2 protein-coding genes are annotated in these 15076 nt (G+C 66.2%); both read left to right on the top strand.

All coding sequences use genetic code 11. The annotated features are described in order from the left end of the window. Positions 1-126 precede the first annotated feature (126 nt). The gene (gene eccCa / locus EER30_RS21220; RefSeq protein ID WP_127502267.1) at positions 127-4134 is read left to right on the top strand and encodes a type VII secretion protein EccCa; all 4008 of its coding nucleotides are present in this window, start codon (positions 127-129) and stop codon (positions 4132-4134) included. A gap of 10 nt (positions 4135-4144) precedes the next feature. After that, entirely contained in the window at positions 4145-15016 is a 10872-nt protein-coding gene (locus tag EER30_RS21215; RefSeq protein WP_127502266.1) for a hypothetical protein, read from the top strand. Positions 15017-15076 lie beyond the last annotated feature (60 nt).

Here is a 15076-nt window from a genome sequence, read left to right as displayed (position 1 = left end):
CCGCTCACTGGGTTGCGGCCGCGGCCTGGAGTGCCGACGGCCAGACAGCCGGCAGGCCCGGCCGTGGGTAAGCGCGAGCACCGATGACTTGATGACTTTGCCGATTGACGATCTGCCGGAGACGCCATGAGCCGCACCGCCTTTCACCGGCCCGCCAGAGTCGCGTTCCCGGATCCACCGGAGGATCGCATCGGTGTGCCGGTTCCGCCGCCGCGGCAGCGCGGTACCAACAACAACTTGTGGCTCACCTTGATGCTGCCGCTGTTCTCCACGGTGGCGATGGCCGGATATCTGATTTCGTATCAGAAGCCGCTGCTGATCGTGCTGGGCGTCGGGTTCGTCGTGCTCTCGGTGCTGTCCACGGTGGCCATTCGCTGGCAGATGACGCATTCGCAGGACTCGGCCACCCGCCGCCAGCGTGAACGCTACCTCGAGGTGCTCGACGAGGTGCGCGACGAAGCCCGCGCGCTCGCCGCCGCCACCCGGTTGGCCGCGGTGATCCGTCATCCCAGCCCGGCACGGTTGTTACCGCTGGCCGCCGGGCGCCGCCGCACCTGGGAGCGGCGGATGGCCGACCCTGACTTCCTGCGGGTCCGAGTCGGTGCCGGGCGCGGATCGCTGGGCGGCGGCATCGCCCTGGCCGGCCGGGTCGATCCGATGGCCGAGAACGACCAGGGTCTCGTCGCCGAAGCGGAGGCGGTGGTGGCCGCTAACCGTACGGTCGGAGGGCAGGCTGCCTGGCTAGACTTGCGCGGCAGTGGCGTGGTCAGCCTGGTCGGCACGCCCGGCGACACCCGTGCTTTGGCCCGAGCCATGCTCTGCCAGGTCGCGGTGCTGCACGCCCCCGAGGATGTGCTGATCGCGGTTGCCACCGGCGGCGCCACCGACTGGGGCTGGGCGACCTGGCTTCCACACACCTTCGAGCCCGGGGCGGTGTCCGAAGCCGGTGTGACGTCGCTGGTCGCCGATGACTTCGAGCTGCTGTCCGACTTCCTGGAACGCGAGCGAGACCGAGCCCGCGACGAGAACCGCAACCGCCGGATCGGGTTCGGACCCACCACGTCCGCTGCCCGGAGGCTGATCGTGGTGCTGGACGGCTACCGCCCGGACGTCTCGTGGGCACGCTCGCCGGTTCTGGAATCGTTGTGGGCCGAGGCGGGTCCGGATCTCGGCATCACGCTGGTCAGCCTGAGCGAGCGCCGGGCGGTCGAACCGAGCCGGGTGGACGCCCGGGCGACCGTCGAGCCGGACGGGACACTCGTGCTCACTGGCCAGGCCGACCGGTTCGGCACGGTGGAGGCGGGGCGAGCGGACCGGATCGGCCCGGAGCTGGCCGAGTCGATCGCCCGCCGGTTGACACCCTTGCGGCTCTCGCTTGACCGGGAGCCGGTGCTGTCGCGGATCACCACCTTGCCGGAGATGCTGGGCGTGGCCGACGTCGGCCGGCTGGATCCCCGCCAGGGTCGCGTCGAGCCCGCCGACGACGCCATGCTGCGGGTGCCGATCGGTGTGGACGGTGAAGGCGAAGCCGTCCTGCTGGATCTCAAGGAGTCGGCGCAGCGGGGTATGGGCCCGCACGGTTTGGTGGTCGGTGCGACCGGCTCCGGCAAGAGTGAGCTCCTGCGTACGCTCGTCGCCGGCCTGGCTGCCAAGCACAGCCCGGAACTGCTCAGCTTCGTGCTCATCGACTTCAAAGGCGGCGCCACGTTCGCCGGCGTCACCGAGCTGCCGCATGTCTCCGGCCTGATCACCAACCTGGCCGACGACTTGGCCATGGTGGACCGGGTCCGGGCCGCGCTGGAGGGCGAGCAGCAACGCCGCCAGCAGATGCTGCGCGACGCAGGCAACGTCGACTCGGTCCGCGACTACCAGATCCGGCAGGCGGCCGGCGGCACCGACGCCGACGGGCGGCCGCTGGAGCCGATGCCCTATCTGCTGATCATCGTTGACGAGTTCGGTGAGCTGTTGTCCGGACGCCCGGACTTCATCGACCTGTTCGTGCAGATCGGCCGGGTCGGCCGGTCGCTCGGCATGCACCTGTTGCTGGCCACGCAGCGCTTGGAGGAGAGCCGGCTACGCGGGCTCCAATCGCACCTGTCCTACCGGCTGTGCCTGCGGACGTTCTCGGCGGCGGAGAGCCGGGCGGTGATCGGCACCCCGGACGCTTACCACCTGCCGCCGGTGCCGGGATCGGCGTTCCTCAAGGTCGGCGAGACCGAATACCGCCGGTTCCGGGTGGCCCACGTGTCCGGGCCGTACGTGCCGGCCGAGATCGCGGCTGCCGACAGCCACAGCGAGGTGACGCTGGTGCCGTTGACGCTGCGTGCGGAGGCAGTGACGGCCGAGTCGCCGGCCAAGCCGGCGGCGCCGGTGGACCTGGACGCGCGTACGGAATTGGCCGTGGTCGTCGACCGGCTCCAAGGCCACGACCAGCCGGTGCACCAGGTGTGGCTGCCGCCGCTTCCACCGGCGGTGCCGCTGGACGACCTGCTCGGCCCGATCGCCGACTCGCCCGAGCGCGGGCTCAACGCCGAGCTGTGGCCGGTTCTGGGTGGGCTGCAGGTGCCGGTGGCGGTGGCGGATCTGCCGCTCAACCAGCGGCAGGAGCCGATGATCCTGGATCTGGGCGGCAAGGCCGGCAACGTTGCGCTGGTCGGCGCGCCGCAGTCCGGCAAGAGCATGTTCCTGCGCACCCTGATGCTGTCGATCATGCTGACGGCCACACCGGACGAGGCCCAGCTTGCGGTGATCGACTTCGGTGGTGGCACGCTGCTGCCGTTCGCCGACGTCCCGCACGTCACCGGTGTAGCGTCTCGGCTCGAGCCGACGAGGGCGCGCAGGATGCTGGCCGAGGCAGGCCGGCTCATGCGCGATCGCGAGCAGCTGTTCCGGGACGAAAGTATCGGCTCGATCACCGAGTTCCGGCAGCGCCGTGAGACCGGCATGTTGCCGCCCGGCACCCGCGCCGCCGACCTTTTCGTGATCATCGATGGCTGGCCGGCACTGCGCGGCGAGTCGGAGGAGTTCGACGCGCAGGTGGTCGAGCTGGCCTCGCGCGGGCTGGGCGTGGGCGTACACGTGATCGTGACCGCCAACCGCTGGGTCGAGGTCCGGGCCAACCTGCGCGACAGTATCGGTGGCCGGCTCGAACTGCGGCTCAACGATCCGTACGAGTCGGAGGTCGGCCGCGCCCTGGCCCGGCAGCTCAGCACCGCGCCGGCCGGCCGCGGCGTGGTCGCGCCCGGTGCCTTCTTCCAGGTAGCGCTGCCGCGCACGAGCGGTGAGACGGAACTGGTGAGGGGGCTGTCCGAGGCCCAGGCCAAACTGCTGGCCCGGATCGCGATGACCTGGCGGGGCGCCCGCGCCCCACAGGTCAGAATGCTGCCCGAGCGAATCCTGGCCCGGGATCTGGCCACGGTCGACCCGAAAGCGGTCGCGCTGGACGAGGCCGACCTGGCCCCGGTAGTCGTGGACCTGACCAAGGACCAGCCGCACTTCGCGGTGATCGGGGAGAGCGGTTCGGGAAAGACTCATGCCCTGCGTACGTTCATGCGAGCCGTTGCCGCTTCGGTGCCCGACGACGACGCCAGGTTCATGATCGTTGACTACCGGCGCGGCCTTGTCGACGTGGTGCCGGAGGGCTACATCGGCGCCTACGCCGGCGACGAACAGGCCGCCGAGGTCTACGCCAAAGCGCTGGCCGAGACGCTGGAGTCGCGCCGGCCGCCGCAGAACGTATCGGCCCGCGAATTACGCGAACGTTCCTGGTGGTCCGGACCCGAGCTGTATCTGGTCGTCGACGACCTGGACATGGTGGGGCCCGGCGGCGTCTCGCCGCTGGCACCAGTGCTGCCGTATCTGGCCCGGGCCCGCGAGCTCGGGTTTCATGTGGTCGCCGCGCACCGCACGGCCGGCGTGGCCCGGGCACTGACCGGGGCCAGCGTGCTCGGCAAGGCGATCGAGATCGGTGCCGACGGCCTGCTGCTGTCCGGCGATCCCCGCGAGGGAACGCTCCTCGGCGGACTGCGGGCGGCTTTGCAGCCGCCCGGCCGCGGCACCCTGGTGCGCCGCGGCCACCCGCCCTTGCTGGTCCAGATGGCGATCGAGCCAGACGACGAACTCGCGGAACGCTGAGAGGACGACCATGCTGAGGGAAGCCAACTTTGGGGGCCGAACCGGCGGCGGCGCCACCGCAACGGCTGGCGAGCCGCTGCTGCCGGATCTCGCCGAGCGCTTGCGCGATTGCGCCGAGGCGCACACCCGGCTGTTCGGCCGCACCGGCCACATTGATGTCACCGCGCCTTGGGCCGGCGACAAGCACACCCTTGGCGTGAAGGCGGCCGAAGGTGAAACCGCGGCGGCCGTGGCGATGCGGATCCTGGCCGACCCCGCGTTCGCGCGCGAGGGCGACGTGCTCAGCTCAATCACGCTGATCTCGAGCACAGGGATCGGCGCGAGTCTGCGACGGGAGCTGGCCGCACGTTCGGACACACTCGGTCGTCCACTCCATCAGTTGCGCGTCTATGAGCCGTCCGCGCGGCTGGACCTGAAGTCCGACGCCGGGTTCGCCGTCGCCGACGGCGGGCACTGGCTGATCCATGGCGAACTGACAAAGACCCACGAGCTGGCGACAACGTACGAACTTGTCCGCGCGCGGATGGAGGGACATCGCTATGCCGATTCGACGGGCGAGTTGCCGGTCCCGCTCGACGACCGGGCGGGCCAGCTCGAGCTGCTCGATGTCGCCCTGGCCGGAATCCGCGCGCAAGACAACGCCAGCCTCGACCTCACCGTTGCCGGTCGCGCGCTGTCGAAAAGCGAGCGGCCGGACCTGCTCTGGCCCGCGTTGATGCGCCTGCTGCGCGATCAGCTCGGCGGAATCCGCGAAGTCACCGACATGCTCCACGACTCTGGCACCGACCGGTGGAGCATGGTCGACCTCCCGTACGAGGTCCGCAAGATGTTCACCGCGACGAGCCAGCACACCCTCGAGGGCGGGCTGGGCCGCCGAGCCGTCACCTTCGACCAGCCGGGGTCGTTGCTGTTCGATGCCGCCACTGAGCGTCCAGCGACCTCCGACGCGCTGGCGGTCTGGTTGGCCGAGACGGCAAGGGACGGCCGTGTGATGCCCGCCGCGAACGTCGTCGGCGAGAAGGTCACAGTATTGCATCGCGACCTGATCGAGCGGCTCAGGGCGCTCGGTTATAGTCCAGCGGACGCACGTGAGGTCGCCGACAAGATCGTCAACGGAACCCGCGACGAGTCACTGACCGCCCAGATCACCGTGGTCGAGGACAGTGACCTTGCCGTCCACGAGGCCGGCGAGGCCGGCGAGGCCGGCGAGGCCGGCGAGGCCGGCGAGGCGGCGGCGGAGGTTCGCGTCCCGCTCGGAGGCGGGGTACTGCCGGTACTCAAAACGGTGCTCGCCGAGCAGCCGGCCGCTCTTGATGCTGCGTACGCGGTCGGCGCGCACTACCTCAACGACAAACCTGGCGTCACGGTGACCGCCGCGGACATTCCCGACCAGGAGGTCACCGTCTCGTCGCCGCTGGCCACCCTGGTGGAGATCGCCGCGCTGAGTTACCTGGCACTACAGGCGGCCATGGACCCGGAGCAGGCCCCGCCGGTAGTCGCCCGCGAGCCGATGACCGTGGTAGCGGCCATGGCGGGTCCGGAGGTTCGCAGCTTCCTGGCCACGCACGAGAATGTCATCCGAAAGATTTTCGAGCGGACCCTTGCCCAGGTGGGCGACAGCTCGATCTGGGAGACGGCGGTCCAGTCCAGCTCGCTCGGCGAATTGCTTCGTGAGCAACTCGACCCGGAGACGACATCGGCCGGCCAACGGCTTTCCGGCCGCACCGGCCCCGTCCGGGCCGACGTCGATGACCGGTTGCACCTGCCGCAAATCACGCTGCGCCTGTCCAGCGCCGCGCCACGTGATCTACCGCAGGCGGAGACGGCCGGGTGGGGCGCCGCCGCACTACTCACCGAGATCGACATGATGTCGGAGGGGCCGGCACTGGTCGAGTCCCTGAGCAGCGCGGCGACCCGCTCGGCAACGGCCCGCCGGTTGCGTGACCTCCTCGACGGCATCACCGACCGGCGCCCCAAGCTGACCAGTTCCGCCAGGGCCAGCCTCGCGGGCATCTACCGACGCGACGTGGCCCCATGGCTGGCGCCCGCTCTGGCCGCGCTGTCGCCCTGGGACGGTCACACCGTCGACAGCGCCCAGCGTGTCGGCGAGGTTCTCAGCATGGCCCGCGTGGTCGAGGCACCTCGTCTCGACTGGTCAGCCCCGGCCCTGGCCGAAGCGCTCGACGGCGAGTGGCGTGACGGCGCAGCCGACGTTCTCTGGAGTCTTGCGCCCGGCACGGTCACCGTGCTCTGGGACCAGCGCGACGAGGACCCCGAGCACCTGATTCTGGTTCAGCGCAACGATAGCGGCCTGATCCTGGTCGAGACCCTGACCTCGGCCGGCGCCCAGATCTCCCAACTCACGGAGCAGGGCGTCACGGCATCCCTGGGCCGATCAGTCCGAGTCGTGGTCGACAATGTCGACCGGATCATCGCCCTCGACCCCAACACCGGGTCAGGCGGTGTCATCAAGCGTCCGGCGGAGACCCTCGCGGCCCCGCCCGGTGGCATTCCCGCCCCCAACTTCGGTGGCCCGGAGGTGGCGGCCGCATCCGCCGTCGGTCGCGGCTTGAGCCATTTCGGCGCCAGCGACAACGTCGTGGTTACCGTGGGTGATCAGGTGCCTGGGGTCGAGGCCGTCGAGAGGTATCTGTCGGACCTCCGCCCGGTGCAGGGACTATTCGTGTGGCACGGGCGGGTCGCGTCACCAGCGGACGACTACCGGACGCTGGCCCATGACTTCGGGCTGCACACCCTCGAACCCGCCCCATCGCTTTTCGACGAGCCGATCACGGTAACCCGGACCGGTGACTACGTGATCTCGCCAACCGGCTGGCGGATCGAAAGTGCGGACGGCACTGCGCCGACCGATCACCGCGGGGCCCTGTCGGCCGCCGATCTGGTCGCCCCCCGACCAGAGAGGACCGTGCCAAAACCGCTCACGAGCGAGGACGCCGGCCTGATCGCCGAAGTGAATCATCGGCTCGGCCGTGACCGTCCGGAGCCATCGGCGAAGATTCTCCAGGCTCGCGACACGCTCGTGGCAGCCATGCCCGGCGACAACTTGAGCCAGCTCGCCACCCGCACTGCCGACCACATCCGCAACGGCGGCAAGACCGGCCGGCTACTCGGCGGGTCCGGACCAGGCCGTGCCACAGCGCAGTCCCACGAGCGTCATCCAGGCGGCCCGAGAGCAGTCCCATCGCGGCGGCCAACCGACCCGACCGCTTCCGGCTCGCAGCCTTTGCCCACCATCCCTGCGGACGACCCAGCTGCGACTGCGGCCGGGGTCACCGGGATCGAGCCGACGCCGGTGACGATCGCGCTGAGCCGCCTCTACATCCTCCTTGACCAGCGGCCATTGTGGGTTCCCGAGTGGGGTGTGGACGATGCGGGCGAGCGACTGCGCGCGGCCGCCGGGCGGTTTGGACAACGCGAGGCGGCCAGGTTCTCCCGACGGCTGGCCGGTGTGCAGGTCGCCTCCCGCGACATGCCCGATCTCACGGACATCGAGTCGGTGGCGATCGTCCGCGGCATTGTCCAACTAATTTTCATGCAGGCCGCTGCGACGGCAGAAGGCACCCTCCAGCAGCTTCCGTTGCGGTCGCTGCTTCCCATGTCCAGCGTTATCGATGGGCTTGACCCGACGGCCGATGATTTTGACACCCGGGATTGGAGGGCTCCCGAGTACTACACCGCCAGGGGCGCTCGGGCGTTTCTTCAGGCGAACAACGACCGGATCCGCGCTGACCTCGCAGAGGGACTCACCAGATTCCTCGATCGGACCGTCGAGGACCTGCGGCTGGACAGCCCAGTCCCGGCAGACTTGAGCGCAGGAAGCACGATCGATCCGGCGAAGCCGGCCGCCATCGAGCTTGAGCTCCTCACGGGCCAGCCCAGGTACACACCGCTGGACGTGCAAGAGTCATCTCTAGCATTCGAAATCGCCGACTCGTACGGGCCAGACTCGCCCGACGCGACGGCCATGTACTCCAGGGCCCGGACCGATGAGGGCCCACAGCTCATCAGAGAGCGCCTTGACCGCGTCCGGGCAGTACTCACAGCGCGCATGGATTCGGCACCGGCCGACTTCCTCTACAAGTCATCCAACGGCACACTCATCTACCGGTCCAGCATCCATGCGCCGATGCGCACCGCAGATGAGTCGCTGGTCCGGCCGAATACCATTGTGGTTGTCGCATTGGTCGACGCCGTCGCCATTGGAGTCCCGCCTGGGGCTAGGGAGCAGGAATTCCCCGCCGCCATCGTCGCCGGCGGTAGCCCCGTCAGCCCTCGACGGTTTGTCATGGAGCACATCCCCGCCCACGCAGGCGATTTATGGGGCGATCAAACAGTTCTGGTTCTGCGCCTGGGGGGACCGAGGGCTTTTGTAATCCGGTATGTACGCGAGATCGCGCGCCTACTCTTCGTCAATCGGCTCCAGGGCGGGATGAGCCCCCACCGCGTATTGCTGGAGATCACCAAAGACTCAGGCACTCAGGAGTGGGCGGCGGTCATCCCGGGCACAATAGAGGTTCAGCCTATGCCCGGGGGGCTGGACCAAGCCCTCAGCAAAGTCCGTACAGCCGCGTTTGACCCGCTCCTCGCCGAGCTGCGGTCGCGGGTCGCAGGGCACACCGCTCATCCGGAAGTGACCACGGCCGACTTAGCTCGCCTAGCCATCGAACAGCAGTTAGTTGGTGAGCTACCGGCTTACGCCGAGGGAACCGGCACCGCGGTGGAGTCTCACAGTGAGACCACCCGGCGAGTGCCGGTCCGGACTGGTGCGACTCCGGTCGAGATCATGGACGCCGCCCGACTGTGGCTAAACACTGAAGCTGTCCGAGAACTGGTGTCCCGCGACCACAACCGTCCGACCGCTCTAGTCCGTTTCCGTGGGGGCCTGGAACCCGCTGTCGTGCGGCTTCCTGCCACGGAGGACGCGCCAAAGCTGTCAGTATCGGTGGTACGCGCACCAAACTGGCGAGGCGACGGCAGAACCCGAGTGTGGGTCAATCGGCATCGGGCCGCGGCAGGGCAGGGAGAACCGGTCATGTTGACCGCCGTGCCACTCACGCCGCGCTTGGATTGGTCCATCCTCGACACCCTGCCGCCCGATGTGCTCGAACTTCTGACCATCGAGCCCACCCAGGTGAAAAACGGTGTACTGACGATCGACGGTGTAAGAGTCTCCGCAGCCACCTATGCGGAGCGGCTCGCGGACACCGGCGCGCGCCGTCCGATCGTGGTCTTCACGGAACCGATTCGCGGAGAGGTTGACAACCGTTTCGTCGTTAAGCTCTCAGCCAAGGCTCATGTGCTAAGTGAGGAAAGGCCACGGTTATGGGTATTAAGATCAGGTGACCGCGGGTATCAGATTGACACCCGCAAAAACCCGCTAGAGGTTGTGCTGGGGCGGTTTATCGGTGGCCGGGTCGCCGATGAAAAGCGGTCCGTCGACGCGCTGCTTGATGGCGAACTCACCGACCGAGCCAGTTATGACGCCTTGACGATTCGGCGTGCGCTGGCCGCAGCCCCGCCGAACCGCAGCGATGCCGTCCGGGGCTGGATCGCCCTGCCGTCCGGCGTCACAACTTTGGACCGGTTCGCCGAGCTGCTGAATTATCACCCCGTCGGCTTGATCCCGCTGGCCACCGCTCAGATAAGCGGAACAGCCGCCATCGAGGTCACCGTGCCGGCCCGCTTCGTCCGACGCCTCGACGCTACCGAGTCAAGTCAATGGATCGTTGACCTGAGCGCGCTCGCGGAGAACGATGCACACCTGAATCCAGCTTACGATGAGCACGGCCGCGAAGTTAGAACGGTGGTTCTGCCGACCCCGGCCGCAGCCGATCGCGCTGTCAACCTTGTCCGTAACTTCATGACAGCGGCATCCACCCGAACCTGGAAGGGGGTACCCACCCAGGGCATACCACTGCGGCGTGCCGGGATGTTTTTCGAGATGTTGCTCACCGAAAGCCGCGCAGAGCTCGATAGGCCATCGGAGCAGGAAGAGCTGCCACCAGCGATGGCCTGGGCCGCGCGGATGGACGCCCGGTATCAGCAAAGCGACCTGAAGATATTGGACTCGCTGGGCGTCGGCGCGGTGACGCTGGTCTGGTTCGGCACGACAGTGACTTTAGCCGTCGGCACCGAGAACCAGGGCAATCCCACCTTCATCCGCATGGACGGAGAGCGTTTCGCCGCGCGACTGCTTGAGAGCCCGAAGATTTTTCTGCTGCTCGATTCCAGCGGCGGGCTGGCCCAAGTCGACCTCAGCGTACCTGGCGTGCGTTTCGCCAGCATCCGTTACCGGCCGAACGACACCACGGGCGAGGCGGCCGCTCCCCCCGTCGTAGAACGCGTGCGGAGCCATTTGATGCAGCAGGGTCGTGACGTACCGTCCGACCTTGCCGCCCGGGTCAGCCGGCGGATTAGCGTGACGATGGCTCACAAATTGTCCCGGACCAGCGCGGTCGACGGCCTTATCGAAGCCCTCGCCCACGATGTTGTCCGGCAGGATCAAGACATGCCCGTCGACGAGGGCGTCCACCGGGCCGAGCTGTTGAAGCAGGTCACTCCGAAGCTGACCCGCTCCAACTTCGTGTGGCCAGCCGGCAAAACCAAGTTTCTGCTAGATGAGCACCTCCGCGCGAACCCACCGGAGTGGGGTGCCGAGACGCTTCCAGACGACATCGTCGGTGTTGTGGCTCTGGAGCTCGTATCGCTGGCGACCGAATACGAGGCGAGATCACTCGAAGCCGTACCAGAGACGGAGCAGACACTTTTCCCGGCGGAAGAGGTGGTCCAGTCGGTGCCCCCGACTGATACGACTGCGCCGGATTCGATCCCGGCGATCACAACGTTCACCACAAAAACCGAAACTGGGCAAGAGCTTCACGTGGTCGTCGTCAACATTGCCCACGTCGACATACGACAAGTCGAAGAGGTGCTGGATAATCTCCACGCTCGTAGTGCGACCGGTTTTCTGAAAGGATTCCTAGTCCTCGACCAAAGCAGCACTCGGCTCAAGGAACTCTACTACAGTATTGCTACGGGCTACGGGCTGCAACTGATCCGGCCCGCGGCCCTCGGCGGGCACGAGGCGGGCGACGAAACCGCGGATGCGGTCGCGGAGCGGCTCAGCTCTTCGGAGCTGGCGTCGCGATCCGGCTGGGACGTCACCGTGGCGGATCCGGAGGGCAGGTTCCACTGGAGAGTTCTGCCGGCCACGGGCGAGAGTATTTTGCTGCGTCCTGACACCATTGCGGAAATTTTCGAGTCAGCCGTGCGGGCTAGACTGCTGTCGAATACGACAGCCACAAAGCTCGAGCCAGCGCCTGCGGTCGGGGAGCCGGCGGACCCGGTCACTGAACCGGATGCGGAGTTCGCATCTCGACTTCGGCGTCGGCCGTTACCCAGACCGCCTGAGCAGGACGCGTCGGGTGTTTCCCGCCGCGAGAAGCTGGCGAAAGGCGTTTCGCCAGCGGCGAATCCGGTAGACCCGCCGACCAGGCCCAAGATTGAGGCGCTGGCCCAGTCGGCCGGGGAGTCCGGCGCCGAGGGCGGCAATCCCGGCCTATCTCTGATGCCGATGATTGTCCTCGGCAATGACGTCGTGAAGCTGCCCTTGCCTCACGATGTTGTCAAGAAGGTGGTCGACCAGGCGGCCGACAGCCCGATCGAGCTGCTGATGATTACAGATGGTGGCGCACACGGAGCACAACACGCGCAAAGAGTGCTCGATGGTATCGTCCCGGCGTTGGCTGCCGCGTTGAATGACAGAGGCATTGACCGTGACCGACTGGCGGTGCACGTGCAGCGCCTGTCGCGCGATGGCGCCCCGACCAATCGTGCGATCATTGACATCGACACACAGCCGGTGTTCGACGTAACAAATGAAGCTGACCGGGCTTTGATTGACTCGGTGCAGCAGCAGTTACGCCTCGTCAACCGGCCGACCACAGCCAAACGAATCCTGGACGCTCGTGACAAGGAGCTCGTTTCCTGGTGGAACGCGGGCACAGTGCAGCTGACCGCCCGCATTGTGGAGTTCATCAAGACCGGGAACCTCGGCCGCCTCCGTGGCGGAGCGGTCGGCACCGAGATTGAAATGCGGCGAATAGTCTCGTTCCCTAGCCAGGTTTCGGTAGCGATCGGTGACGTGCTAGCGACCGGCGAAGGCTTGAAGCTCACCGTCGACAGTACGCGGTACTGGGTTGGGGATGATGGGCGACCGTATTTCGATGAGGAGGCCGCACGATCCTCCGGATCGAGTACGGCGATCGAAAGATCGTTCAAAATCTTGGAGATAATTTCAGATCCCGTGCAGACTTTGGCTGGCGATGAAGGCCGGATGCCGTTGGCGTATATGGCGTCAAAGCTCGACGCCACGATTCGGCACCTCCGCGATGTACCACAATGGGCCGAGGAATTGTACGCTGGAATCCCTCTCAGTCGCTTATTGCCGACGAGTTCCGGACTTTCTCTAACCGAGTTGGGGCGGCAAGCAAGGATCTCGTCGATTGCGGCCTCAACAGCCGTCGAGAGGATCGAAAGCGAACGTCTCTACACCCAGTTTACGGTCGGCGTCCCTGTTGGCGGCTTGGAGAAGTTCCTCACCTGGCTCAATGACGGGCAGCGGACGATCGACGTGTCAGATCGCAATCAGCTGGATCATGGGCTGAGTTTCGGCGAGTACATGGCCGATACTTTTCTGAATACGCAGCCCATCGCGGTGCAGGGCCTGCGCGACCTTTCGCGCTTCGTCAACGCGGAGACTGTGGCGCTCAAGGGTTACCTAGCACTGGTCTATACGCAGATCAGCGCGTTCATCCGCGGTGGGTTGACGGCGGAAGAGGTAGAAAAGAACCTCACGCCGGTCGCTAGTCGGACTGATCTTGGCGCCCTGAGGGGGCTACTTCCTTTTGTTGTTCAGGAATTTCTCGATCGTTATCAGGCCACCATCAAGGACCGCTTTGCCAGATTCTTTATCAGGCGAAACGAGCAGGTGGCTCGCGCGTTGGGCGTGGACATTCGTATGCCTGAGAGACTGCTCGATCTGCTTCGATCCAACGGATTGTCTCCCGGCTTGTATCTTGATAATGCAATTCGTGATTGGCCGGACCGGGTCATGACACAAAAGGATGCGCTTGCCATGAATCCGGCGTTCAGTCAGCCGGACATCAATGGCGGCGCCCTCGATCGCCCGCTCGCCTTGCTGGAAATCCGTCGAATCGGTTTTGCGAGGCACTCCAGATCGGAAATGCTTGACCTTTTCGAAGAGGTTGCCGAATTCTCGGAGCAGGTGTATGAGTTCGCGGACCATCTCACTCCGCTGGCCCATTTGCAGGAATTCATCTCCGATCCCGTGGGTGAGTTCACTGCCAAGACGTTGAATGGGCTACTCTCGCTACCGGCCCGGGATGGCGAAGCCGTGGCTGCGGATGTCGCTGACGCCAGCGATGTATTGCGTCGAGTGATGGCGGTGGTGATCGAAGGCAGCCCGGACGCGCGGATAGCCGATACCGCGATCCTGAGGGTGCGGGCTACCGCCGAGGCCTACCGCCAAGGTCTACCCAGGTCCGGGCAACGGGTGATGGGTGAGCACCTGAGAAGGCTATCCGAGCTCCAAGCTGTCGTGCGCCGGGCATCGGTGCGGAGAGTCTCGTCGGCGATTCCCCGGCTGGTCGACTTCGAAAGGTGGCCACGCGACGATTGGTTCTATGTCGAGCGGCCCGAGGATCCCGGTTCTCTCACGGACCGGAAACAGACCTCTGCAGGGCATCGGGGCGATGTCTCGCGTAACGGGCGGGGAGAGGATCTCGTCCGGTCCAGCTTCGAGGTACGGCGTTTCCGGTCGCACCGAGACACGGCGCGCACGGGTCGAGACCGTCGGGCCGGCGAGGAGTGGATCACCGAATTGACGACGCGTGTGTTCATCGACGATGAACGTGGGTTGACCGGGGACCAGGGCGAAGGAATGATCAATGCTCTTAAGGCGGGGTTGGAACGGCTGAACGGCGCGCCGGAGAATCGGCTGCCGGGCACCGGAGACCGGTTGCGATTCCGGGTGGAACTGGTGCGAAACCCAGGTCCGGATGTGCATTTGTCAGTGGAAGTGGTCTCGTGGCCTCAGCCGATGGATCAGACCCATTGGCTGCCGGATTCACCTCCAGAGGCGTATGTCCATGAATTGCTGCACAATCACGGATTTTATGATGCGCCGATACCAGGTCACATCATGGGTGGCCCGGTGCTCGACGCCGACGGCGTAGCGATCGACGTTCAATCGGATCTGGGTCGTGGTGTCCTCCCGCCGGAGGAACTTCGCCGGCTGGCGCAGCGGATCGGACAACCCGATGCCGAGGGCGGCTACACCGATTTTCTCGCTGCGGCAGAAGTCGTTCCGAAATCGTCGAGTATTCCGGAGAGCGTAAGGTCGCTGGTCGGACTGCTTGGTGAGGCCGCTCAGACCGCTCAGTCCGCTCGGCAAGTTGCGATGAACTTGGTCGGGCTTCGTTTCCCGCTTGATCTGCGGCTTACTCCGAATATCGGTGCGGAGACCACGGGCGCGGCTCAGTGGGTTCGCGAGCGTCTTGACAACCAAGAGTTGACCGGAGTGCATCGGCCAGAGAACTGGTCGGACCTCCGCAGGATGATCGAATGGGCGGGCAAGGAGGGCGTGGTCGTCGTTCCGCGGGCCGGCCCCTGGGATATCACATTGTTTACCCAGTCCGGCGATGCTATCTGGCGGGTGAGCATTGACTCGGGCGAAGCTGTTGCTAAGAAGTGGACCGAACCGCCGGACTGGAAGAGCGAGGGTGAGCAGCCGCCTTTGATGGTTCTACCGTTCAACAAGTGTGCAGATTTCATGAGCTAAGCAGGGACATCTGAACGTGGAGGTCGCGCGGGCGATCCGAGATACGCAGGATGGAAAGGA

Source organism: Actinoplanes solisilvae (assembly GCF_003999975.1).
GTDB classification, from domain to species: domain Bacteria; phylum Actinomycetota; class Actinomycetes; order Mycobacteriales; family Micromonosporaceae; genus Actinoplanes; species Actinoplanes solisilvae.
The sequence above is the reverse complement of the archived record's forward strand: the minus strand, read 5'-3'. Positions and strand labels throughout refer to the sequence as shown.